The sequence below is a fragment of the Viridibacillus sp. NPDC096237 genome (assembly GCF_050278625.1).
GTDB lineage: Bacteria > Bacillota > Bacilli > Bacillales_A > Planococcaceae > Viridibacillus.
The window spans coordinates 205,391-231,415 of record NZ_JBNNTI010000001.1 but is presented as its reverse complement, the minus strand read 5'-3'; the positions used below and the strand labels follow the sequence as shown (position 1 = coordinate 231,415).

General features: G+C 36.1%; 19 protein-coding genes and 1 pseudogene. 11 read left to right on the top strand and 9 right to left on the bottom strand.

Annotated features, from left to right (window positions below):
* The first annotated feature begins 1 nt into the window (after position 1).
* From ACQKMD_RS01135 to ACQKMD_RS01110, 6 genes are all read left to right on the top strand, one after another.
* Positions 2 to 2,470 carry a hypothetical protein gene (locus ACQKMD_RS01135; RefSeq protein WP_427748719.1) on the top strand — a complete coding sequence of 823 codons (2,469 nt, stop codon included), beginning with the start codon at positions 2 to 4 and terminating at the stop codon, positions 2,468 to 2,470.
* Positions 2,471 to 2,602: 132 nt separating this feature from the next.
* A complete protein-coding gene (locus ACQKMD_RS01130) occupies positions 2,603 to 2,815 on the top strand; it encodes a hypothetical protein (protein ID WP_427748717.1) in 213 nt (70 codons plus the stop codon).
* Positions 2,815 to 2,943 (top strand): CD1375 family protein, encoded by a 129-nt coding sequence (locus tag ACQKMD_RS01125; RefSeq protein ID WP_427748716.1) that lies wholly within the window; start codon positions 2,815 to 2,817, stop codon positions 2,941 to 2,943. Before ACQKMD_RS01130 ends, ACQKMD_RS01125 begins: the two co-directional genes overlap by 1 nt.
* Before the next feature lie 56 nt (positions 2,944 to 2,999).
* Positions 3,000 to 3,347, top strand: coding sequence for a BhlA/UviB family holin-like peptide (locus ACQKMD_RS01120; protein WP_427748715.1), 348 nt, complete (start codon positions 3,000 to 3,002; stop codon positions 3,345 to 3,347).
* 2 nt (positions 3,348 to 3,349) lie between these two features.
* Positions 3,350 to 3,598, top strand: a complete 249-nt coding sequence (locus ACQKMD_RS01115) for a phage holin (RefSeq protein ID WP_427748713.1) — start codon at positions 3,350 to 3,352, stop codon at positions 3,596 to 3,598.
* 1 nt (position 3,599) lies between these two features.
* The gene (locus tag ACQKMD_RS01110) at positions 3,600 to 4,412 is read left to right on the top strand and encodes an N-acetylmuramoyl-L-alanine amidase (RefSeq protein WP_427748711.1); all 813 of its coding nucleotides are present in this window, start codon (positions 3,600 to 3,602) and stop codon (positions 4,410 to 4,412) included.
* A gap of 304 nt (positions 4,413 to 4,716) precedes the next feature.
* Here ACQKMD_RS01110 and ACQKMD_RS01105 read toward each other — a convergent pair whose 3' ends face one another.
* The 4 genes from ACQKMD_RS01105 to ACQKMD_RS01090 all read right to left on the bottom strand — a co-directional run bounded on the left by ACQKMD_RS01105 (position 4,717) and on the right by ACQKMD_RS01090 (position 6,763).
* Positions 4,717 to 5,247 carry a type II toxin-antitoxin system PemK/MazF family toxin gene (locus ACQKMD_RS01105; RefSeq protein WP_427748709.1) on the bottom strand — a complete coding sequence of 177 codons (531 nt, stop codon included), beginning with the start codon at positions 5,245 to 5,247 and terminating at the stop codon, positions 4,717 to 4,719.
* 12 nt (positions 5,248 to 5,259) lie between these two features.
* Positions 5,260 to 6,084: a hypothetical protein gene (locus tag ACQKMD_RS01100; protein ID WP_427748708.1), complete on the bottom strand. Its 825-nt coding sequence runs from the start codon at positions 6,082 to 6,084 to the stop codon at positions 5,260 to 5,262.
* 198 nt (positions 6,085 to 6,282) lie between these two features.
* Entirely contained in the window at positions 6,283 to 6,468 is a 186-nt protein-coding gene (locus ACQKMD_RS01095; RefSeq protein ID WP_427748706.1) for a hypothetical protein, read from the bottom strand.
* Positions 6,469 to 6,619: 151 nt separating this feature from the next.
* Entirely contained in the window at positions 6,620 to 6,763 is a 144-nt protein-coding gene (locus ACQKMD_RS01090) for a hypothetical protein (protein ID WP_427748705.1), read from the bottom strand.
* Between the two features lie 157 nt (positions 6,764 to 6,920).
* Here ACQKMD_RS01090 and ACQKMD_RS01085 point away from each other — a divergent pair, with 157 nt between their 5' ends.
* The 3 genes from ACQKMD_RS01085 to ACQKMD_RS01075 all read left to right on the top strand — a co-directional run bounded on the left by ACQKMD_RS01085 (position 6,921) and on the right by ACQKMD_RS01075 (position 7,786).
* Positions 6,921 to 7,106: a hypothetical protein gene (locus tag ACQKMD_RS01085; protein ID WP_427748703.1), complete on the top strand. Its 186-nt coding sequence runs from the start codon at positions 6,921 to 6,923 to the stop codon at positions 7,104 to 7,106.
* Positions 7,107 to 7,205: 99 nt separating this feature from the next.
* A complete protein-coding gene (locus tag ACQKMD_RS01080) occupies positions 7,206 to 7,427 on the top strand; it encodes a transcriptional regulator (RefSeq protein WP_427748701.1) in 222 nt (73 codons plus the stop codon).
* Positions 7,424 to 7,786, top strand: coding sequence for a hypothetical protein (locus tag ACQKMD_RS01075; RefSeq protein ID WP_427748699.1), 363 nt, complete (start codon positions 7,424 to 7,426; stop codon positions 7,784 to 7,786). Before ACQKMD_RS01080 ends, ACQKMD_RS01075 begins: the two co-directional genes overlap by 4 nt.
* Before the next feature lie 1,296 nt (positions 7,787 to 9,082).
* Here ACQKMD_RS01075 and ACQKMD_RS01070 read toward each other — a convergent pair.
* The 5 genes and pseudogenes from ACQKMD_RS01070 to ACQKMD_RS01050 form a co-directional block, all read right to left on the bottom strand.
* Entirely contained in the window at positions 9,083 to 9,709 is a 627-nt protein-coding gene (locus ACQKMD_RS01070) for a response regulator transcription factor (RefSeq protein ID WP_427748698.1), read from the bottom strand.
* Between the two features lie 7 nt (positions 9,710 to 9,716).
* Positions 9,717 to 12,014 carry an ATP-binding protein gene (locus tag ACQKMD_RS01065; protein ID WP_427748696.1) on the bottom strand — a complete coding sequence of 766 codons (2,298 nt, stop codon included), beginning with the start codon at positions 12,012 to 12,014 and terminating at the stop codon, positions 9,717 to 9,719.
* Positions 12,007 to 12,147 (bottom strand): hypothetical protein, encoded by a 141-nt coding sequence (locus ACQKMD_RS01060; RefSeq protein ID WP_427748694.1) that lies wholly within the window; start codon positions 12,145 to 12,147, stop codon positions 12,007 to 12,009. Before ACQKMD_RS01060 ends, ACQKMD_RS01065 begins: the two co-directional genes overlap by 8 nt.
* A gap of 75 nt (positions 12,148 to 12,222) precedes the next feature.
* Positions 12,223 to 12,444 (bottom strand): hypothetical protein, encoded by a 222-nt coding sequence (locus tag ACQKMD_RS01055; protein WP_427748693.1) that lies wholly within the window; start codon positions 12,442 to 12,444, stop codon positions 12,223 to 12,225.
* A gap of 709 nt (positions 12,445 to 13,153) precedes the next feature.
* A pseudogene (locus tag ACQKMD_RS01050) lies at positions 13,154 to 13,348 on the bottom strand (hypothetical protein); the annotation flags it as partial.
* A 255-nt stretch (positions 13,349 to 13,603) separates the two neighbouring features.
* Here ACQKMD_RS01050 and ACQKMD_RS01045 point away from each other — a divergent pair.
* Both ACQKMD_RS01045 and ACQKMD_RS01040 read left to right on the top strand, forming a co-directional pair.
* Entirely contained in the window at positions 13,604 to 14,293 is a 690-nt protein-coding gene (locus tag ACQKMD_RS01045; RefSeq protein WP_427748691.1) for a thioesterase II family protein, read from the top strand.
* Between the two features lie 34 nt (positions 14,294 to 14,327).
* Complete coding sequence (locus ACQKMD_RS01040; RefSeq protein WP_427748689.1) at positions 14,328 to 26,021, top strand: amino acid adenylation domain-containing protein; 11,694 nt, start codon at positions 14,328 to 14,330, stop codon at positions 26,019 to 26,021.
* Positions 26,022 to 26,025 lie beyond the last annotated feature (4 nt).

Genomic DNA, 26,025 nt, shown 5'->3' with positions numbered 1-26,025 from the left:
GATGGTTCAATATTATTGGAATAAGTATAATGCATTATTTAAATATCCTTTGTCACAAGATCTGAACTATGGTAGGTCCTATTCTGGTAATGGAACGGATACAACTCTAGTAGAATGGATTGCTTCAGCACTAAGTGGCGATAACATAGTGTTTGATGATAGCTATCTCTATAGTAAGGCTTATTTTGATGGCAGTTCAAATTACACTTTCGATAATCCTACACCAGCTAAATTTAGTAATGTTGTTACTGGAACATACTTCTTTAAACCTCGTAATACAGGTACTTATTGTCTGTATGTTTCAGCAGATGCTTCAAATTATTATCTAGCCATATATACAGTAAAATGGATAGAAGAAGAGTGGATTAAAATATATTCACAAGGCTCGCTAGTACAATCGAATATAATAGCAAGCGAGTCAGCCTACACGAATAATGCAAGAAATTCTGACGGTTTTTGGTATGTTCGAAGCGCTGCAGTAAACACAGCACCAACAATGCCAGGTGCATTTATGCAACCGACAGGCGCATTGGAAATTGGAGATTCGAAGGCAATAACTTGGGGGTCATCAACTGATGCAGAAGGGAACTTAAAAAACTACATCTTGGAAGCTTCGATAAATGGCGGCTCATGGAATCAGATTGGTACACCGACAAGCGCGAGCTTTATCTATACTATTCCAACATGTACAAGCATCCAGTTCCGAGTAAAAGCGGTTGATACAGCGGGATTAGAATCAGGATATTCAACAAGTGCCTCGCTAGTTGTTGCGAAGCCGAAGTACTACTATAGTAAGTACTCAGCTAACCAATTTTATAATGACGATGCACCGTGGACAAAAAGCACTGAGTCTGATGAGACTTTATACTTAAAGCCCAAAAATTATACGTTCGATTATTCATACAACAAGTACTCACCAAGCTCGTCTGTGTGGGGACCTGATACACCTCTTTACGGAGGGGAAACCTTCTATCAGGTAAGTTCTGATGGAGGTTGGTTATATAAGTCTATTGTTCAGAATGCAGGTAACACAGATAATTGGTCGCGTTGTATTTTATACTATAGAAAAGCGGCCGAGAACTCGAAAGCTACAAATTATGTAAAAGGCACACTCATTCAATCAGGTATCATAGCTGAAGATGGAACTTACCCTGGTAACGGGGTTCAAAGTGGATATTGGTATGTAAAAGGTAGCCGAGTAAACGAGTCTATCCCCCCAACAGGGCCATTTACCGCACCTGCAGCAGGTACGGTCTTTAAGCCAAACCAATCAATCACGGCAAGTTTTGAAGCGTCAACAGCTGCAAGCATTAGCCTGTACGAAGTTGACTATCGCTACAATAACAATACATGGACACCTTTAAGTTATACGAATGCACTAACAAGATCCTTAACAACGACAACTGACAAAACGTTGACAACGTTGCAAATCCGAGTACGTGCAAAAAATACAAGTAGCGTTTATTCGGATTACATCTATTCAGACGTTTTTGTCATCGAGCATAATGTGGTACCAACATTAACACTTAATACAGAAAATAATAAAACGTTATACGAAAATGATTCATTTTTAATTGACGGTTCGACACTCGACAAGGACAACGGAAACATCGTAAACGTAAAATATCAGCTTAACGGTGGACAAGCAAAGGCTATAACAACTGAAATTTCAAACGGAACTAAACCTATTGTATTTAGTAAGCAATTAACGTTTAAAAGTGGCAAGCTCTACGACGGAGAAACAGCTCTCACAGAGGCACTAGCGGATGGCGTAGCTCATCAATTAAAAGTTTTTGCCGAAGACGACCAGGGCGGTAAATCAGCAGAACAAACTCGCTCGTTCTTTGTTGTTCCTAACCGAGCACCAGCTATTGTTGTTAATCCAATCGAAAAGCCAACAGGAGTAATTGATTCCGACAAATTCCCAATCTCAGGAGTTTGTAGCGATCCAGACGGAAACGATGTGATTGTTTCTTACAAAATCAACACAAGTCTTGCTACGGAGATTTATCGTGGTAAGGGCGGGGATTGGACGTTTGATGTTGCCTTTAGCAGTCTTAAAATTGGAGAAAATATTATCATTGTAGAGGTTATTGATAGCCATAATTTCAAAACTTCAAAAACAATAAAATTAAATAAAGCAGTAAACTCAACGCCTATTTTGAATTCTGTTGCAAGGTATAAAATTGTACCACCAACAGGGACTGCAAAGGGCGTTTTATTGTGGATTCAGAAAGAAAAAGGCTTAAATATCGATGCAGAAATTAGCATGACTGAGACAGGAGTGCAAGAGAAATTCGTTGAAATGCCACTGACAAATTCAGCACCTATTGATTCATTCATCACTGAAGATCAATTTGTATATGAAGCTGCAGAGATGAAAGAAAACATTATCGTAAAACTGAATTTAAGCAGAGAATCAGCAGAGGTTAGCGATTCAATTACTTTGATAAGCGGGGTGCTTTCGTGATTGAATTTTTCAATGATTTCTTAACCCTTACAGAATTACAGCATTTAGTCAAATATAAGTTAGCATGGGGGATAGTGATAGTTACCTCTCTCGTTGTACTCTTTTTACTGAATCGTATGGAGGTTGATAAAAATGAAAATTCGTAAACGATTACCTGATGGTTCACTCGGACCGTTAGAAGAAGTATTTCCAAATCAAATAGATGAAACTGTTTTGTTACTACTCGAAGCTGTTGCAGGTAACCAGGAACAAATTGAGGAGCTAAAAGAACAAAATGCAGGTCAACAAGAGCAGATTGAACAGTTAAAAAATGAAGTAGAAGAATTGAAAGGAGAGAAAGCGTAATGGTATACCCATATATGATTCCTGTGTACGCTTTGTTAGTAAAAGCGGGCTCACGAGAAATCACTGCATTACCTAAACAATATCAATTTCCTGTTGCAGAACATCTTGCATCACAAATCAAAGAGTAATTCACAGAGAGTATCTTCGGATGCTCTTTTATTATGCAGAAAAGTAGGTGAGGGCATTGGAAATCGCAACAGAAGTAGCGACAAGTCAAGCCGTATGGGCAATTTTATGTATCGCTTTGGCAGGTGTTGTTATTAGGGAATTACACAAAGAAAACCTTAAACGTGAAGCCGATTTAATAGCCCGTTATGAGATAAACCAAGAAGAATCTAAGGAGCAATTTAAAACTTATCGCGTTGAGTCAAAAGAACGTGAAAATAAACTAATGGACCATTTATCTCGTTCGAATGAATCGCAAGAAATAACGGCATTAGCTTTACAGGGCATAAACAGTAATCTTTCAGCGTTAGAGGGTCGTGTGGATCGTATTGAAAAACATTCATTTAAAAACAGAGAGGAAGACTAATTATGACAGACAAACTAAAACAACATATCGCACTATTCGGAGGACTGCTATCAGCGGTCCTTTTATTTTTGCAGTCACTTGGATTTACTTTCACCTGGTTTACGGATACAACAATTGATGCTTTTATCAACGCTTTATTGGCTGCAGTTCCGTTTATTTTGGTTGTTTATGGTGTTTATAAAAACAGTTACATCATTTCAAAACAAGCCAAAGAGCAAGAAGAACTTTTGAAACAGAAAGGATTGAAATAATATGACAAAAAAATATGTAATCTCCAGTGGTCATAGTTTAAAAGTACGAGGTGCTGCAGATATTTTAGATGAAGTTAACGAGGCTCGTAAAGTAGTTAACCGCGTACATTATATTTTAACGACAGACTACAACGGTGAGGGTTGTAAATTCCACGACAATACATCTACAACTCAAAGTCAGAACTTGAATACAATCGTTAAATATCACAACTGCAAAGAACGTGATTTAGATGTAAGTATCCATTTTAACGCTGCATCAAAAACAAATGATCCGCGTGGTGTAGAATGTCTATACTACGATGCAAAATCCTTATCTGCAAAAGTGAGTGCAGCCATTAGTGAAGTATCCGGATTAAAAAACCGTGGAGCAAAAGAAAGAAAAGAATTATATGTCCTTAACTCCACAAATAAACCAGCAATCTTAATTGAAATTTGTTTCGTAGATTCTAAAGCTGATGCAGAAATTTACAATGGAAATTTTGAAGATGTTTGCCAAGCTATAGCTTCGGTTATCGCTAAAGAGTTAGGGTACAAAAAGAAAGAAATAACAACAGTTTCGAAACCGTCTAAGCCTACAAGTAAACCAAACAACACTGAAGAATACTATAAGAAAGGAACGGGTTTGTACCGCATTAAAAAAACATGTTCTGCATATGATGGAGTAGTATTTGGTAAATCAAAAAAGAAGGAAAACCTGAAAAAAAGTGAAGTATTTACAATTGTTGATGTCGTCAAATCTGGGAACACTTATCGATTAAAAACCAAAAGTGGACTATTCATCACAGCTAAGAAGGAATATGTAGAAAAAGTGTAGAATATGAGACGATTCGAGATGGACAACTACCCATAAAGTGATTTCTCGATTCGTCTCATGCAATGTTTTTGTACTAATTAGATATACAATATGTAACAAAGCCCCGTCATTCAAAAGGATGACAGGGCTTTTTTTATTGATTTAGTTGTAAGGAAAATAAAAAAGGGCCTCAAGGACCCTAAGAAAAACCACAAACCTACATATGCCATCCAGCATACGTTTGAGCTAACCTCAAACCTTAATTTGTGTCAAGCGCCTGTGTCTGGACAGGCAAAATATGTATTACTACTAGTAGTATAGCACTTCATTGACAAATGTCAAATAAATCTTTAATACGATTTTTGACTACACTAAGTGTTTTTTCATCAATAGAACCTAATTTATTAGTGAACCTTACTTTGCTAACGCTACGTATTTGTTCAAATTTAACTACAGAATCTTCCTTTAAAAAGCTGAAATTATCTTTTTTTAGTAATAAATGAGTTCGAGTACTTAATCGAGTTTTTATATTTCCCCCCTTTGTGTATTTTTTTGTTTTTATAGTTGTTGATAGAGGGGCAATTAATACTTGAGTTGAGTTATTATTATAAAATGTTTTAGATAAGATTAAAACAGGTCTAGTCTTACATTGCTCCTCGCCAATATTTTCACCAATAAAGCATTCGAAAATTTCACCAGAGTTTATTTGTATAGCTTTTACAGTTTCTCTATCATCAATAAAATTAGACGATATTTCAAGTTTTATTTCTTTCCATTGTTCTATCCTTTCTTTTTTTTCAGCTATTATTGATTCTTTCTTTTTTTTAGTATCGCCGTTGATTTGAATTTTATTCAAATTTGTCCACTCCTAAAATATATTAGATTTTTTTGGGAAAACTTTTACTCCATAACCTTTATAATGAGGAAAGTTATATAACTTGTTTTCGATATTTACGAAATCATTCGTTTTTGATTCGTTTTTTATTGAACGATAAATATAATAGGAAATTAGATCCGCAAGTTCTAATTGTGGAAAGGAGAGTTTTCTGTTTTTTGTTCTTTTAGGATTAAAATACAATCCTTGAATTCGTTTTAGATCATCTGAATCATGATAACAATTACCGTTATCTAATAACTTAATAGTAGTAGATAACAGCTTTTTATCTTCTTTTAACCCTCTTGATTCCATTACGATCAAACCCTTTTTCCCTTTTTCTTTCAGTACAAAAGAATATCTCTCCAATATGAACTCTAGACAGAGTTCGTAAACAGGGTAAGGGTTTATATACTGCCTTATATGTGCAAACTTATCAATAGAAGAACTAAAAATAGTATAATTCTCTTCTTTAATGATAGAATTGAGATTCTTTAAAAATTTATCATAATCGATTAATTTAGGATTGAAAGGGCCTAGCTTTTTTCTTATATCTCTCGAATGGAATACAACTCTTTTAGATTTGAATAATCCATCTTTCCAAAATTCCATTTTTAGTTCTGTTATTTTTGTTTTAAATCCCGAAAACTCTTCTCTATTTAGCAAAACACCAGTAATGGTAAACCACTGAAGCAAATCATCTTTTGCCTCGATAACTCCTTTTAAATCAGAGATTCCATTTTCATCTATCGCTAATATATAATCAACTTCTGCTGGCCAATCTTTCAATAGTGTAGGCCGCGTTTTCCATTCATCCAATAAAGCACCAACTTTCTTACTTGTTTTATGGATTATTATAACAAATAATATATACTATTACCTCGTATCTGTGTAAATAATAAAGTTATTTATTCGTCTGTAACATTTAACGGTGGATTGGGGAAGTAAAGAAAAGACTTCATCCTTAATAGGATTTTTTTATAGCATAAAAAAAGAGGGCAAAAACGCCCTCAAAAGTTATTCTTCATTATTTAGAGAAGCTTTACGTTCTTGAATTAATTGTAGGAACTCAATTAAATCTTCTTCTTCAGCATGGTTTTTAATGAAACTTCGAGCCCTAGCGCGTGCGCTGGTATATTTAGCGCGCTCTTTATTTTTCTCCTGCCATTTTTTATTCGCTTCTGTTTGAGGGTTTTTTGACAAGGCTGTCACGCTCCTTTTTAGCTTTATTAAGTTTAGATTTCCAATAGGCTTTTCTTGCATAAACAAATGTTAGAGCGACTAAAACAATGATTAAAACAAGTATCAGGATTTTCATAAGCTCAAATGGTATACTTAGAAAAGAGGAAGGGGATTAACCCCCTCTTCTTGTTCTTCTGTTTTCTAACTGTACTTTCTTGGCTTCTTGCTTAGTTTTCGTTCCATCGTGCCAGATTTTTCGAAACTTTGCTAAGCCAAGTAGTGCGGTTAGTATTGAAGCTATGTCTAAGTATCCCACTTGTTCACCTCCTTTCTATATCTTAATTATACTAGTACTAGTATGCAAAGTCAATGGTTTTACGTATAAAAATAACTTTATTTCCAATTATTTTATATAAAATGAAGGGGTTATAGAGATTTTATAGAACTCATATCTCTAAAAGTGAGGTGATAGGATGAGAGCGCCAACCAGAAAAAAATATGGAGTTTTGATTTACTATCTATACGGGCGAGAGTTGGAATTTGAGACAAACATAAATATTTTAGAAGCTCAAGAACAAGGGGATAGTAGCGTGGAATTAGAAGATGGACGTCATATAGATTTAACAAATATCGAACGAATTATCACAGCAGAGAAATAATACATAGATTGACCAGATTGCTTTCAACAGCCATCTGGTTATTTTTTACTTGTAATAAGAACGTTTGTTCTGTACAATGTTATAAAAGGAGTGAACATCATGAAGGAACAGCTTTTAAAAGCAATGCAACGCAATCAGCTTATTGATTTAATGTATATGTCGAAAGGTGGAGAGATAACTAAAAGGCGTGTAAAAGTCATTAAAATGACAGCAAATTCATTTCAAGCTTATTGCTTCGTGAAGAATGCCAAACGTACTTTCATTATAGAGAATGTTCTTGCGGCTGTTCCTGTTATTTATAAGGAGCGAGAAGTCGTATGATTAATTACGAAGCTGAAGCTCAAGTACATAATGCAATAATACTAGGACTTACAATACGTACCTTAGAGCGGGATAAAAAGCATATGGATAACTTGAAAGCGGATTTTGCTTTTAAAGCTTGGATTGAAGAAGAGTTAAAAAACTTATTCAAAGACCTAAGGGATGTTAACAGAACATTAGGTATGCATGGCATGAAGGTAATGGAGGAAACTAAAGATATTGATGAATACTTCGTTGCTTATTTTGTTAAAACACGAGGGAATGATAAGGAAAAACGTTATTCAAAAGTAGCTTTACGCAATAAGGTGAACGAGGAAGTTAAGATGCGTTTGGGACTAAAATATGATAAAGAGCGATAGTGCTATCTATCGCTCTTTTTTAGTTTCTTCTAAAAGATATACTGTTGAGGATAAAGTACTCGATATTGTATGTCGCTGAAAATAATTTGAATTTCATTTATTGAAGACATCTTTAAGACTTACCACGAGTGCTCATAAATCCATACCACAAACTTACCACGGTTTAATGAGGTTGCATGATTTTCGATGAGTAGATATATGCTAGAAACCTTGATATATCAAGGTTCTTTATGTATGTTTATCTTATATTAATATATAGTACTTGTTCCGCACACAAGTACACCCGTGGGAACGTGACCAATACTTGAAAATGTATTAATAGTTAAACCCGTTGAGGCTCTAAGCTTCAACGGGTTTTTATTTGTCCACACATATATTTGGTGTGGGCAAGTATATTGTGATTGCCCACAATTTGCCCGCGGAATTTTTACGATTATTATTTTGCTGATTTTCTCTGCATGTATTCATCGAATTTCTCAATTGATTTATTTTCCATTTTTTAGGTACCGTGAGAAAAAGTATCCGATGTAATTAGGGTGGATCCGTTTCCTAATCTTCTTGGAATTCTTTCATGGCTACGCCAGCTTCAAGGTACATAACCGCATGAGTGTGTCGTGTAGAATGGATTGGTAGTAATTCATGTTCGATGTGTTCCATAGCAAATTGCTTCTTTGATACACTGCATGTAGTTACATATTACGAAGGAGAGAGAGTTGAGTTTTGTAAAATAAGTGATGTTACGGTTTCAGCTGCATTTTCATAGCAGCGCCGGTTCTTTTTCATCTATTTAATAGCCTCGGATTCGGCAGGTATTCGTATCGTTTCCATCGTATCGCATCCGTTTTAAAGTGAGTTTCTTCTATTATACAGTGTCTGAAGCATTAGTGGCTTAAAAAAGATGTCCAGTCCTCATTATTTTTAGCCCCTTTAAATTGATAGATCAGTTCCTGACTACTTAATTCCTTTGCGATTAAGCTCTCTAAAAGATGTTCTATAAAATCATTTGTACTAATGAACAGGTTTAATAAGCAGCCCTTCAGAAGCGATTTCCATTGTTACTTCATCTTCAAAATGCAATACCTCGTAATAAGCCTTTAGAATTAATGTCTTTCTCATTAACTTTCCGCACATAGGGATTAGCAATAATCATTTTTATTTCAATTTTACTAATTATTTTATCACACGTTATGATGATCTGAGTTACTGTTTCTCTCAATATAAATGAAAATACCCTATAAAGTAGACTTTTCAAGTGTCACTCTATAGGGTACGTTCTTTTTGGATAAATGCATTTATCTAATCAATTAATTTTAATTCTTTCGCCATAAGAGCGGCTTCTGTTCGAGTGGTAACATTTAATAAGTGATAAATCCGTGATAAGTTGCGTTCAACCGTACGTGGTGTTACTTCAATTTCGAGAGCAATCGCACTATTTGTATAGCCTTGTACGACGAATTGCAAAATTTTCTTCTCACGAGTATTTAAAAGTAGGGGTTGCTTCGAAATTTGAGGTTGACCTAGTTGCTGAACGTAATCGACGAAGCTCGTAGGCAAGACAATCTCGCCATACATTGTTACACGTATTGTCCGAAGTATGTGCTCTTTTGTGACCGTTTTCGAAAGAAGCCCATGAATTTTTTTTTCCACGATAAGTGAGTAGTAATCTTCTATCTGATCGCCTGTATACAAAATAATCTTTGCGTTAGGTTGGAGCGAGCGAATTGTAGCTCCAACGTCAATGCCACTTGTACCTGGAATATTAATGTCAATTAAATAAACATCGTATGGCGTTGTTCGGACGATTTCTGGAATGTTTGTCGGATCGTTTTCCGTATTCGCTCGCATATCATCGATATTATTAAATAGATTTTTGCTACCTTCTAACACAATTGGATGGTCGTCGATGATTAAAATATTTATCATGGATGGTTTAGCCTCCTACCGTAATATCAATCTGCATACCTTCATCAGGGTATGATTCAATTACCATCGTCCCTTTGTATGCGGCAACACGTTCCTTCATGCCAATCAACCCCATCGTCCCAGATAAATACAATTCTTCTGAGTGACAGCCAACCCCGTTATCCATATAAAATAAATGAAAGCCTTGTGCTAAAGTACGAAGCTCGATTTTCACATATGTTGCCTTGGAGTGCGTTAGTGCATTGTTTAGCATTTCTTGAATTAAACGATAAATGAGTAACGACATCTCATCGTCATCTATCTGTAACGATTTAATAGAATGCATTAAAGTGAAGTGAGCTCTATTTTCGATCTGATTAAATAATTTCGTCAGTGCTGCTTCCAAACCAAGCATTTGGAGAAGAGGGGGCTTAAGTTGCTCGCAGTATTGACGCAACTGGACATTTACTGTAATTAGTTGCTGATGAAGTTGTAATATTTTTTGCTGCATGGGATCGGAATCACGCTCATAAAGTAAGTTGTCCAGTTCGCGAATTAAAAAGATTTGCTCTTGTAAAATCGTATCATGGAGCTCTTGACCAAGCTGACTTTTTACTTCTTCAAGCTGTAACCAAAGAAGCTTATGCAACCAAGTAGGGTAGTTTTGTCCTTCCTTTGCTTGCTTTAACTCCAACAATAAACCCTCGACAAGCTGAGTATTTTCAACGAAATTATCGATGTAATGAAGTAACAATTCTAACCAAAGCAGTTCTTCCTTCTTCAAATGGATTTTGGAATTGTTACTTAAAATTAAAAAGTATTTCGTTTTTATATTTTGATGTAAGCAAGCGACGTAGAACGTTGGACATTTCTCGATTTCTCCAACTTGTAGTTGTTGTACATCCTCTGGCGTTATTTGGAGGTGATGAGTATTCGCCTCAGTCTGTACATTAGCCAGGGAAATCTGTTCTGTTTCCTCATCATATTGCACGATATACACGGTGCTCATTTCTAGTTGCTTCATAAGTTGCTCGCAAAGTGTGGTAAACAAAGCTTCCATTTTAGTTTCTTTTCCGATTTTATCAATGATCGAATAAAGAAAATGAATATTATTGCCGTTCGTAGAAAACAGTACTTTGCGATTCACATAATCAATTTTCTCTTTAACATATAACAGCACTAAAATAGAAATGAAAATAAAAAGGGCAATACCAATAATAGTGCGAATCGAAACTGATAAAAACGAGTTAATACCAATCATTAGCCAAATTGTCATACCACCAGCAAACAAAACATAGTAACGTAAACGAGAAATATAATAGTTAACCTCAAATAAACGTTCCGTCATTTGCATAAAGATGAACGTAAAAGGAATACATAGTAAAGATAAAGTGCATGTCGATGCACTTAAAATCGCTTGTTGGAATAATAATTCAGGCAGTACATAAAAAATGATAAAAGGCAAAAACGGTAGAATGATAAACCAAAAAAGTATTTGAAACTGAATGATTCGCTCGCGAGCATACGAAGTTGCGAGAATGATTAAAATATAAAAAATCAGCACAACAAATAGCACCAATATAATAATCATATTCAATGTGAAAATTGCCGAATTAAAGATTTCAACCATAGACACTAGGAAAACGCTCACAGTGATGACATATAATATCCAAATGTTTTTATTAAATCGCCATGGTATGTGCAAATACGCAAAATACTTTTGTAAAAAGTTAATGAGTAGGCCAAGACATAAGAATAAGCATGTACTATTGATAATACTTCCTACGGGATGTAGTTGGATGGATACACCGACGCTACAATATGCAAGGGATACCGTTAGCAAAAAATAAATTAAGATATTCAGTGAAGCGACATTGTTACTTTGCTGCTTATATAAATAAATTGCTAATGACAACATAAGAAAAAAGTAAATTACAGGTAAAATAAAAAAATGTGAAAATGAATAAGGCAATTCAGGATACAAAACATCAATTTCGTTAATGTTTCCTGCAGCGTCCATTACAGTTAATGTTTTAGCGGATCGAATAATCCCGTCTCGTGTAATGTGCTCCAATTGAAAAAGAGAGACGTCGTCGACTGCAATTAATACGTCACCTTTTTTTATTTGATGCATCTGTGCCCAAACAGGATATTCGAATTGCTCAATCATCCATCGATTGTCTTGTTTTTCGATTTGTATCCCAATAATAGGAGAACTGTAGCTGATGTAAAGTACATAACTTCCAACGGTGATATAAAGCGTTAACAAGGTGATGAACGAACGGAGGGGGATTAAAACGGTCGCCAACCGAGGCTGTCTAAGCATACAGCACTATCATATGCTTAGACAGCCTCGGTTTTAGTTGTAGTGCTGTTACACCAACTACAGAAAGTTTATTATTCTTTGAAAGTTGAACGGACGCTGGACTTTCTTGTAAGTATTGAATGGATTTCATCATTTGACAAACCTCACTTCATTATATTTTTTACATATAAAGGGTCTTCTTCGTACATTTTAATCTGCTTTACAAATACTAAAGCCTTAAAAAGTTTTTAATCGGAGGTGCATGTTGAATCACACGGCCGTCAATTAATGCTTGTTGTATTAATGGAATATCGATTGACTGCGTATTACCTGCGTAGTAATCATGAGGGTGTACTGCAAAGGTTGATGGCTGAAAAAATAAAATAAGAATCGATAACGAATTTTTTTTATAGACAATAACATTTTTTTCATTCCAGTATTTTAAGTCCATAATATCGTTTTTAATTTACATAATCAAAACAAGCTGACTCCCATTTATAGCGACTTGAGCTTTTTAATACTACTTATTTTGCAACAAACAGAAGCGCAATAACTCCATTTTACCTGAATACCATGTCCTAACACCAAATTGTATCGACATCACCATCTTATAAATCATCGATTATATCAAAGCTTAAAATAAGCAACATTGATATATTGAATAAGCTGTTGCTGAAAAGACAGATGTAAATGTTGATTCGTTGTAATTGGTTCTTTCATTTTAATGGTCAGGACTCATTGTGTTGCATTATACAAACAACCTTTTGTTGTGACAAAAACATTCAGTATATATTCATTATGAATCATATATCCTATAAAATAAATGGTAAAAAGGTAATTAACGTAAATTATATGTGCTGTATAATAAAATTATATAGGGTAAAATACCTAGTTTTTTATATGCTAGATAAAGTAAATGATAAAAAGGTAATTAACATAATTTAAGTGTGTTAGATGAACTTCATGTGGTTATAATACCTATTTCTATTATAGAAGTACCTCAATCTCTTTAGAGTACTTTCAACAAGGAATGATAAAAGCTGTCGGAATGCCGAAAGGGTGATGTCGTATTTCCTATCTTGAAATGACGGATAATGGTGCGTTAGTCTAAATTAGACAAATTAAGTTATAAGGAATGCAACCATAGTTCCGTTTTTTTATATGCGAACGTAAGTCAAATAACTCACGACAATGGCGAATGCTTCATTACATGTTTGATTGTGTGGATTATATTGCGATACTGTGTAGTTCAATACTAAACCCAACTATTTTACAATACGACCAATTCGACGACGAGACACAATCTTTTTCATTTTTATTTTACGTGTACCGTAGTTGTTTCGGCTTTCTTTAAAATACGTTCAATGTCTACCGCGAGCGCAACTTCTTCAGCTTTAATAGCCTAATTCTCACTGATAGTAATACGTTCTTTTGGGCATGTACAGGACGTCACACATTGCTGATCCCGAATAGTTGTAAAGCTGTTTCGAATCACAACTATTTTCGTCCCATGATCTGCGCTGCTTGCTTTAAAATATCATTCGCCATCAATAGCCGTTTTAGTGTAGCCTATCCAAGTTAAGGGAAAATGTAAAAAGGAGGTGATATTTATGAAAGTAGTAATGTTGCCTTGCGCTGGGGGGAATAGCATGATGTTTCAGAATATAAGTGCATTGTTGGCAGAGTCTATGCAAACATACGCCTTGGATTATCCGGGACACGGGAGGCGTATACAACTTCCGTTGCTTAATTCCCTAAGAGAAATAGCAGATGATATTTTAGAAGAAATGAGTAAAATTGGGATATTTAATGGAGAACCATATGTATTGCTAGGATATAGTATGGGCTCAATTATATGTTATGAAATAACACGACGCCTTATAGAAAAAGGGATGCCAGTACCAAAGCATTTATTTTTAAGCGCAAGTGCAACGGTGCATATGGAGCAAAGAGAGCCGATTACCTCAATCCCTGAAGAAGAATTATATACTTATCTTAAGGAATTAGGTGGAACCAGCAATGAGTTATTGGATAATAAAGAGTTTCAGAATTTTTATTTCCCAATTATAAAAGCAGATTTAATCGCACTTAGTAAGTATCAAGCAGATTCAACCCCTAAATTGCCCATTTCTGCAACCATCATGTACGGGTCAGAAGATAAATATACAAAAGAAGAAATATATGCATGGGAAAATTATATTAGATCATGTTCATTTAAAGAAATAATGGGTGGGCATTTCTTTATTTATCAAGCCGAAGATCAAATGAATAAAATTATTAAAAAGATAATATCAACTTAATTAATAGGACCAGGTAAATTGAAGGAGTAAAGTTATGAATCGATTAACAAAACAACAAGAACAAGTATTGCAGATGGAGAAATATACTGGAGGAAGCGCTGCTAATTTGACAACTAGTAGTTTTAATGAGGGGGATGTCAGTGACCAACAATTATTTGAAGCTATTAAACAACTATATGTAGAAAATGACAGCCTTAGATTGCGTCTAGTGGAAAATGATGGAGAAGTATATCAGGTGATTTTGCCAGTAGAGGAGATCAAGCTTTCGACGGAAGTATTAGTGTTTGATTCTTCACAAGATATGGAAGAATATGCACAGGAATTGGCCTATAATAAAATTCCGAATGAACAGTTAGTACAGATATTGCCGATACGAGCAGGTGCAAATACTTATGGAATTATTGTTCAGATACATCATGCCGCAGGAGATGGTTGGACTGTAGGTAACATTTGGAAACGCTTTGTGGCGCTGGTCTTGAATCGAAACCATGAGAAAACAGTGTCGAATCCGGAAAATCAGTTTAGAGAGCATATAGAAAAAGAGTATGAATACTACGATTCTGAACGAGCACGCAAGGATATAGAGTATTGGAAAAATACTTTTACGGACTTTTCAGAGGGAACTTTTCTTATCGATAAGGAAAGCACTTCTTTTGTGTCAAAACGTTTTGCTATTGATACAACCGAAGAACAAATGAAAAAAATCAATGCTTTTTCTAAACGAACAGGATATTCTGTTTTTTGCATATATTTAGGAGCTTTAGCAGTATATCTTGGAAGAATTAAAGACCAAGAAAAGTTTTGTATTGGAACTGCTTTATTAAATCGTAGAAAAGCAGAAGAAAAGACTATGGGGATGTTTGTAAATACAGTAGGATTAAATATCCCTGTACCACAGGAGGACACATTTGCATCGGTTTTAGAAAATACACAAAAAATGCTTTTTGGATCAATTAGGCGTATGAAAGTCGATTTTACAAAAGTGTTAGAGGAATTACGTGCACAAAAGAATCAATTTAAAGGTGCTTTATATGATGTGTATTTAAGTTATCAAAATGTCGCGGTAGATAATGAAGATGAAGCCGGAAAAATTAAATGGTATCATTGTGGGGTTCAACCAGAAAGTTTATCTATCAATATTAATGACTGGATAGGCAGTGGCACTTTAAAATTTGAATATGATTATCATGTGGATAAATTCACAGAAGAAAGTATTCTCACTATGCATGATCAAATCGTGGAACTGCTTTTATCAGGAATCAATGATTCAGAACAAAAACTGAAAGAGTTGCCTTTATGTGATGAAAAGCAAAAGCAGAAGATTTTAACCGAGTTCAATCATCCAATGGAAAAAACAGCCTTTTTTTCTGTCGTGGAACTTTTTAAGGAACGTGTAAAAGAGAATCCTGATGCCGTTGCACTGGAATATGAACAACATAGAATTACATATCAGGAATTAGATTTGGCAAGCACAGCTGTTGCAGAGCAGTTGAATGAGTTGGGCGCCGCCAGTACATATGTGGCACTTCATGTGAAAAGCGGGTATAAGCAGATTATCGCTATTTTAGCGACTTTGAAAGCAGGCGCGGCTTACGTACCGTTAGATATTACGATACCAGATGATCGAAAGGCGTTCATTCTGAATGAGATTGACGCAAAGATTGTCTTATGCGATGAGACAGTCTTTTCTATAGAAAGAGATATTGAAAGAGTAGACATATCAAACAAATCAGACGTTAACTTTTCAGATGAAACTTTTCAGATGACAAAAGTAAAAGAGGGAGATCCAGCATATATCCTCTTTACTTCAGGAACTACAGGCACGCCCAAAGGTGTTGTGGTGAGTCATGGAAATCTAAGCCATTATGCACAGGTTTGTAAAAGTTATTTTGGCTTGAATCCAACGACGAAAGTCTTACAACAGGCAACTTATGCATTTGATATTTTTGTGGAAGAGGTTTTCCCGACACTTTTGGCAGGTGGAACGGTTGTACTCTTTCTACGTGAAGAGGCAATGAGTTTTGAGGCGCTGACTAAAAGCATTATTGATGCCGAAATTACGATGATTAGCTGCACGCCTTTAATGGTGAAAGAATTAGCGCAGCAAAATGCTTTGGAACATGTCGAGATTATTATCAGTGGAGGCGATGTGCTGAAACCGGAGTATGTAACATCATTATTGCAGCAAGGGAAAAGAGTTTACAACACATATGGTCCGACGGAAGGCACTGTGTGTGCCACCTATCATGCAGTTCGTGCAGATGAAACGGAGAAAGCCTCTTTCCCTATTGGGAAACCTATTCCAAATGTACAGGTCTATATTTTAATAGAAGACATACTTGCGGGAATTGGTGTTACAGGTGAAATTTGTATTGGTGGACTTGGCGTTGCGACCGGATACTTTAAAAACAAAAAACTAACCGAGGAAAAATTCATTGATAATCCCTTCGGAGAAGGAAAACTATATCGCAGTGGAGATATGGGCTATTATACGGCAGAAGGAGAGATAGTATATAGTGGACGTATCGATAATCAGGTAAAAATTCGTGGTTACCGTATTGAGATATCTGAAATAGAGGAAGTATTGAAAACTTTTTCGGCTATTGAAGATGTGTTTATCCGTCTTGTTAAAAACAATCGTGGTGACAATGTCCTATGGGCATATCTAATCGATTCAGAAGCTATTGATATCGCAGCTGTGAAAGTTTATATACGTAAAAAACTGCCAGAGTATATGGTGCCAAGTCAGTTTCTGCAAGTAGATCAATTTCCATTAAATCTAAATGGTAAGATAGACACTAGCAGCTTACCAGAGTTGACATTTGAAAGTTTAGAATATGAAGCACCTACAACGGAAACTGAGCAGATATTAGCTGGCTTAATAGAAGAAGCTCTGGAGGTAGAACGTGTTGGTCGCAATGACGACTTTTTCAATTTAGGTGGCCATTCTTTAAAAGCAATGCAGTTAGCGACACGTATCAACCAAGCATTTGGCGTTGAATTATCACTTCGTCAATTATTTAAGGCACCAGTCATACGTGAATTGGCAACAGTGATTGATCAGAGCGAAGTTCACAACGATTCTGGTATTAATAAAATAGAAAAAACCGGAAATTATCTGGCATCTCCAGCCCAAAGACGTTTGTTCCTAGTTCAGCAAATACAAGACAGTAGTTCCAAAGTATATAATATGCCAGCAGGACTTGCTTTTGAAGGTAAGATAGATGTCGCTCGTTTGCAAAAGGCATTTGTAGCACTTGGAATGCGTCATGATGTGTTGCGTACAACCTTCCACACAGAAGAAGTAGAGGTAATGCAGCGTGTTGCAGATTATTGTGATTTAAAAGTAGAAGTGATCCCGGCATCTAAGGATGATTTGCAAATAGAATTGGAAAAGTTCATCCGGCCATTTGACTTGGAAAATGGACCATTGATTCGACTAGGTATTCAACAAAGGACAGAAAATACATACTATTTCTTCTTTGATATGCATCATATTATTTCGGACGGACTGTCACTTTCAATATTATTCCAAGAATTGGAGCAGCTATATCAAGAAATATTAGTAGAAGAACTACCAATACAATATGCTGATTATAGTGCCTGGATGAATCAGCAAGATGATGATGTAACAAAAGAATATTGGATGAAATATTTGGAAGGGTTTGAGGAGAGACTAGCATTTCCTCTTGATTTTCCACGCCCTAAAATACAAGAATACAAAGGAAAAAAGGAAAAATATGTTTTCACGGAAGAATTTAATAAATCAATTTATCGTGTTTCTAAGGAACTAGAGACGACGCCCTATGTAGTTTTCGCTTCGGCCTTTTTTATTCTTTTGCACAAATATACGATGCAGAAAGATATCACGATGGGCACAGGCTATGCAGGGCGCAGCCAAAAAGGAACCGAAAAGTTAATCGGCCTTTTTGTAAATACAGTCGTACTTCGAGCAGACGTTGATAAAGAACAAAAATATAGTGATTTTTTACAAGAACTAAAAACTATGACTACAACGATGTTCGACTATCAACATTATCCATTTGAACAATTACTGGGAGATTTAGGCGTCAATAGTGATTCTTCAAGACATCCAATGTTTGATGTGATGTATACGTATCAAAATGAGGATGACCTAAGTTTTTCATTAGATGGTGCGAAGTTGCTGGAAGAAGCCTATGATGAAACGATTGCTAAATTTGATCTGCAATTTGAAGTGATCGAGTCTAACGAAAGATTTTCTTTAGAAATTTTATATAATACTGGATTGTTCTTGCCGGAAACTATCGTTTATCTATTCGAGCAGTGTACAACATTGTTAACAGCTATTAGTGAAAATGTTAATCAGTCAATTGCTAAATTGAATACAGTCAGTGAAAAAGAAAGAAGTCAAATTCTTGATGAATTTAATCAATGGCAGGCATCCACTGAATTGCCCTCATCTTTAAAAGAACTATTTAAAAGCGAAGTAGATAAAAGTCCAGATAAAATTGCCCTTGTAACAAACGGTGAATATTTCACTTATGGCCAATTGTTAGAAAAAACGAAGAGATTAGCGGCGACATTACAGGAATACGATGTACAAAAAGGTGATAAAGTAGCAATTGTTGCCGATAAGAGTTTAGAAACGATTTTATCCATTCTCGCTACTGTATACTTAGAAGCAGTTTATGTACCGGTAGACCCAGCTGCACCGATGGAACGGCAAAGACTCATTTTGAATGATGTAGGAGCACATGTGAAAATCGAAAAAGGTGAAGTCTTTGCTACAAGTGTAAAAAAAGAACAGCCGATCTTACATGAGGATCCAATTGCTTATATCATGTATACCTCAGGAACTACAGGACGTCCTCGAGGGGTAGTGATTCGCCAAAGCAGTATCGTGCATCTTGTAGAAAAACCAACCTTTACGACTATAGATGAAGATACTGTTATTTTACAAACTGGTTCGATGGCTTTTGATGCGGCTACCTTTGAAATTTGGGGGGCATTTTTACACGGCGCGAAGTTAGTGCTGGTTACCAAAGAAGAGATGATGGATATTCACATTCTCGATTCGATTATTCAGCGAGAATCGGTCAACTTCATGTTTATTACGACAGCTTTTTTCAACTTCTTGATAGATCAGCAGATCGGTTTGTTTGCCCCAATTAAGCAACTTTATGTTGGAGGCGAAAAAGCTTCACCTCTGCACATGAAGCGTTTATTAGAAGAAAATCGAAATATCCAATTATCTAACATTTATGGTCCAACTGAAAATACCACTTATTCGACAGCGATTCCAATTACATTAGACAGTTTCCGTATATCGATTGGTTATCCTCTTGGTGATACTGCTGCTTATATTATGCAAGGAAAGGAACTCGTTGGTGTAGGGATGGTCGGTGAAATCTGTCTGGCAGGTGACGGTATTGCAGAAGGATACTATAAAATGCCTGAATTGACTAAAGAAAAATTCGTGCCAAACCCATTTGGAGGAGGTCTGATGTATCATAGTGGTGATTTGGGACGTTTTCTACCAGATGGGAGCATCGAATATATCGGTCGACTGGATGATCAGGTGAAAATCCGTGGTTATCGTATTGAGTTACTAGAAATACAAATAGCGGCGACCCGTTTGACGGGTGTTAAAGAAGCCTTTGTGCAAGTGGTTGAAAATGAAAACGACGAAAAAAGTATCGTTGCTTATATCATATCTGATGTGCCATATACATTGGACTCTTTTAATCTAGACTTAGCTGAATATTTGCCAAGTTACATGTTGCCGCATCATATGCACCAACTTGAGCAATTACCGCTGAACCAAAATGGTAAGGTGGATACAAAAGCACTGCCTTCAATCGTAGCTGAAGAGCGTGATGTCGTTCCGCCGGAAACTGAAATGGAAGAAATTCTTATTGATATTTATGAAGAGGTGTTGCAGGTAAAACCAATTGGCAGATATGATGATTTCTTTGCACTTGGCGGTCATTCCTTAAAAGCGATGCAAGTAGCAAATAGAGTGAAGGAGCAATTGAATATCCATATTGGCTTACGTGATTTGTTCGCCCATCTTCAAGTTGCTAGTTTAGCAGCATATTTGGAGAGCCAAGTGTCTAAGGAATTGCCTTCGATTGAAAAAGTATCGTTACAATCGTTCTATCCACTTTCTTCTGCACAAAAACGGTTATATTTGATTCAGACTATGCAGTCATCAGCTACGATTGCATATAATATGCCGTTGTATTTAGCTTATGAGGGGGAAATTGATTTAGCACGTTTGGAAGCAGCATTCGCAAAATTAGTTAAAAAACATGAGATTTTACGTACGAATTTTGTCATCGTGGATGGCCTTCCTATGCAAAAAGTGCAAGAGCCTCAGAAGATGAAATTCAATGTTCGTCAAGGACAAAAATCTATCAAAGAAGCTCTTGAGGATTTTGTAAAACCATTTGATTTGGAAAAAGATTCGCTAGTAAGGCTTGAACTTTATGAAAATCAGGATGGTAAATACCTGCTGTTCGATATGCACCATATTATCTCAGATGGATTTAGTGTAACAGTATTAATAGATGAGATTTCTCGCTTGTACAATGGTGAAGAAGTCGTAACACCTATTTTGCAGTACAAAGATTACAGTGAATGGATCGAAAACTATAACTTTAAAGAGACCAAAGCATTTTGGGAAAAAGAAATTTTAGACATGCCAGAAATCTTTGATTTGCCTCATGATAACCCAAGAGGAATGGAACAGCAATATGAGGGGAGCTCTATAAAAAGAGTACTTGGTGCGGAATGTAGTCAATTGATCGACACATTTTCAGCTAAACATCATTTAACACCTTATATGGTTTTTGCCACTGCCTTTATGATTTTATTAGCAAAGAAAAGTGGACAAAGTAACATTCGTATCGGTGTTCCAGTAGCAGGACGTATCCATAAAGAAACCGAAAGTATGCTTGGTTTATTTGTAAATACGATTTTATTACAAAACGAGTTCAAGAATGAGGATACGATTTTAAGTCTTTTAGATACTATCAAGCAAAAAACTTTATTGGCTGATGTGCATCAAGCTTATCCATTTGATCGTTTGATTGAAGAATTGCAGATAGAAACAGATAGCTCGAGAAATCCTTTGTTTGATGTAATGTTCTCCTTTCAGAATAATGCCCCAATGGAATTTGCCATTGAGGGGATTACCGTTGGGGAAGCAAAGACCATCGAATCGGTCACTAAGTTTGATCTTAACTTAGATGTTTTAAGAGAAGGGGACGCATATGTATTAGACTTCATGTATCGTACCGACTTATTCCATGAGGATACGATCGAAACGTTGTCCAAACATATGGAAGTGATTCTAAATCGATTGATTGCAGATACCTCCCTTACTGTTGGAGATATGACGCCGATTACTGAGGAAGAAAAAGAGCAGATTCTGCATGAATTCAATCAATCAGACCATACGATAGATTTCCATCAATTTACGATTGCAGAAAGATTTCGTCAAATCGCCAAAAAATTTGGTCGAAAAGAAGCGGTGAATGATAAGGAAGGATCCATTACCTATCAAGAACTGGAACAAAGAGTGGCTGGATTGGCTCAGAGACTACGTGATCAAGGTGCCCAAAAAGGTGACTTGGTAGCTGTTTTTGCCGAGCAAAATATTGCGACGATTGTCAGCATTCTTGCGATTTTGGAATTAGAAATGGCCTACTTGTTGATAGATGTAGATTTACCAGAAGAACGTAAACAATACTTGTTCGAAGATGGTGATGTACAATTTTACCTAAAAGAAAATGAGAGCACCTACGTTATTGAGATTGAGAATATCAGCTGTGGCAAACGCAAAGTCAAACATATCGATGGTTTAGCCTATATTATGTATACTTCCGGGACAACTGGTTTACCAAAAGGAGTGCAAATTACACAAAAAAATATTCTTTCCTTTATTTTTGGTGGCCGTTTTGTGCCGTTCGATGAGCATATTCGCATGCTACATACGAGTGCCATGTCCTTTGATGCAACGACATTTGAGATATTTGCTACTATGTTATTTGGTGGCACGCTTACATTAGTGCCGACAGCAGACATAGTCGATGCGAAAAGTTTGGCTAACCTAATTGAAGAACGTCAAAGTAACTGCATATTCCTGACAACTGCCCTATTTAACTTCTTAATTGATGATACACCGACTATATTTTCATCATTAGCTTATTTATTAGTAGGGGGCGAAAAAGCTTCTATTAAACATATGAGAAAAGCGAAGGAAATGGCACCGAATACTGCGATTTACAACATGTATGGTCCGACTGAGACGACGACATTTGCAACTGCTTATGAATTACCAGAGACATTTGATACACTGCCAATTGGCAGTTCTATTATGGGGAAAGATATTTATGTCTTAGATGGTATGCAATTGTGTGGTATCGGGATACCGGGTGAGATATGTATTGGTGGTCTAGGTGTGTCTGAGGGTTATTTGAATGAACCAGAATTGACGCAGGAAAAATTCATTCTAAACCCATTTGGTGAAGGCATGTTGTATCGAAGCGGAGACCTCGGTTATTTCAAAAAAGATGGAAATGTAATATATATGGATCGTGTAGATGAACAGGTCAAAATCCGTGGTTTTCGGATAGAATTAAACGAAATCGAAGCTGTTTTGAAGACTATTGAACATATTAAATCTGCAGTGGTCGTTGTACATCAGCTCAACACAGGAGACAAATTGTTATGGGGTTATGTAGTGGCAGACAAACATCTGGATCTAGAAGCCGTCAAACAGGAATTGCGGAGTAAAGTGCCAAATTATATGATGCCGACACAAATGATGCAGTTAGATACAATCCCTTTAAACAAAAATGGTAAGACAGATCGTAGAGCTTTACCTGAAATCCAGAAAGTGAAAAAAATCCAGGGAGCAGCGCAGACAGATAATGAAACAATCTTGATGGAAGTGCTAAAAAATATCGTAGGCCAAACTTCATTAAGCAGGACCGATGATTTCTTTGAAATCGGCGGCGATTCTATCAAAGCGATGCGATTGATTCCCGCGATTCGGGATAGAGGCTATGGATTATCTATTGAGGATATCATCAAATATCGCCAATTGGACCTTATTGCTAAACAAATGAAGGGTTCACAGAGCCGTATCTGGAGCCAAGAAGACTACACAGGTGAAATCCCGCTTTCCGCCTTGCAAAAAGAATGGGTGGACTGGAAATTCCCGAATAATGATTTCTTCAATCAAGGCTTGATGCTACATGCTGATGAAGTATTGGATGAACATGCTATCAAACAAACTTTAGAAGTATTGATAACGGTCCATGATAATCTCCGTTTGAGGTTTGCTGTTGGTAATCAATCAGCTGTAATTTCAAACTGTGATGATATCGCTTCATTCTACGTATTTGAAACAATCGATATCAGTGAAGTCGATGCAACAGAAAAAGCTGACTTCATCGCACAGAAAAATGAAGATATCCAACGGAAAATCCGTTTAGGAACAGGACCTTTAGTAGTGGGTGTTTTATACCGTAATCAAGGAAAGAGCGAATTGTTCTTAGGTATTCATCACATGATAATAGATGGTGTATCATGGCGAATCCTGTTAGAAGAATTCGTACATATCTATCCAGCAGCAAAACAAGGGATAGCATATGAACTTCCGAAAAAAACTGCAGGTTATGCAGAGTGGGTAGCGCATCAAGAGGAGTATGTCCAAACAGAAAAAGCTGATTTGGAACGAGATTATTGGAAACAAGTCGCAGACCGTACGACTTTGACTTGGTCAGAGGAAGTGCTGTCTGAAACTACTTGGTTAATGGAAAGTCAAGACATTACCTTGTCGCCAGAATTGACAGGCCAGCTATTAAAAGATGTTCATCGACTTTATAATACCGAGATGAATGATGTTTTAGTCAGCGGTGTTGTTGCTGGATTTGCTAACACATTTCACAAAGAAAATGTTGTAGTGGAATTGGAGGGCCATGGTAGACAGACAATAGACAAATCACTTGATTTAGATAAAAGTGTTGGCTGGTTTACTAGCATGTATCCAGTACTGATCACACGTCATCACCAGATAGAGCACTTTATTCGCGGTGTGAAATCCAAACTTCGAAATGTACCAAATAGTGGTGCGATGTATTTGCCACTACGACATAGTAAAAATGCTATTCCTGCTATAGAAGGGGACGTGTTGTTTAACTATTTAGGCGATTTTGATAGTGAATCATTTGGCAGTTTCGTACAATCCGAATATGATACTGGTATTCAAAACGACCCGCATAATATTATGCTAAAACCATTTATGGTTAATGCAAGTGTTCGTAATGGTATGCTCCATTTTAATATTATTTACAACTGTGCTCTGATTGATAAATCGCAAGTTGATATTTTTTCAAGCGAATTGCTGTCTTATTTTGAAGCACTTACTGAACATGTGAAAAATCACAACAAACTAGATAATCTAGAATGGGTGCAAAGGAAAACATTCAAGGATGTTGATTTTGTTCAAGTGATACAAAGTTATGACAAGGCGATTCAGACAGAAGAAGTGGTACAGACTGAAACAGCTACGTTTGCACAGAATATCTTCTTGAAACAGACGAAATATAAGGGACTGCCTATTTGTGCTTGTGTTGTACAGATTGAAGAATCCGTTTCTAAAGTGAAGATTTTAGAAACACTTAATAGATTGATTGCAACCCAGCCAGCATTACGTCAAGTAGTAGATAAATCTGGAAATAATATTGTAACCTATAGCAAAGAGTTTGAATGGCCAATTCCATACTTTGTATTAGGTACAAAAGAAAACGGTACGTTGCTTGAGTCTAAAATGCAAAATATCAGTCAGTATTCTCAGTTATTCGAAGCGCCTGGCCTCATGGTAAAACATGTCGTATTTATGAATGAAGATGGTACGCATACAATTTATATTTATGCCCATCATGCAGTTTGGGACTTGAGCTCTTTAAACGCATGGCAAAGTGAATTTGAGAAGCTTCTAAAAGAGGATACTTATGCGGTCGTACTTACTGAGGAAAAAGCAGCTACTGAGGTGGAAAATGATTATTATCCTTTAAGTAAAGCGCAGGAAAAATTCCTGGAAATAGCCAAAGGCTATATCAAGAAGCTGCGTACAAGAAAGTTCTTACATCCACTTTCGTCAAGTGTGAATGATTTTAGAACATATGATTTGGCTGAAGTAGATCAAAAGGTTAGTGAGAAACCTCTGACAACTGCATTGGAACTTATGAAAGCGACAGTATATACGAATCTGAAATATGAAAATGCTAAAATTCCATTCTTCATTTTAAGTCACGGACGTAGTGCAGATAATCAAAATCAAATAGGTCTTTTCATTCAGTTGCAGGCATTTATCTATGAAGGAAAAGCAGAAGCACAGGATCATCTAACAGAAAAAATCCAAGCTATCTGGACTGGGGAAAATACGGAAGAGCATAATTTTGAAGTATTAGCTCAACGTGCTGGTATGAATGATAAAACAATGATCAAGATGTTGAAAAAACTGCCGATTATAAATGTAAGTACTTTGTTAGATGCCAAATTTACTGATGCATTTGAAGAACAAACCGAGAATACGGAAGCGTTTGGGGAAACAATCGGTAGTATTCAATTGCAATTACGTAAAGAAGTTGTCAAGGTAGTTGCAACAACCTATAAGAATACAGAAACGCAAGTTGCAGAAGAAATTGAAAAAGTATTATTAAAAAATCAGTAGCAAA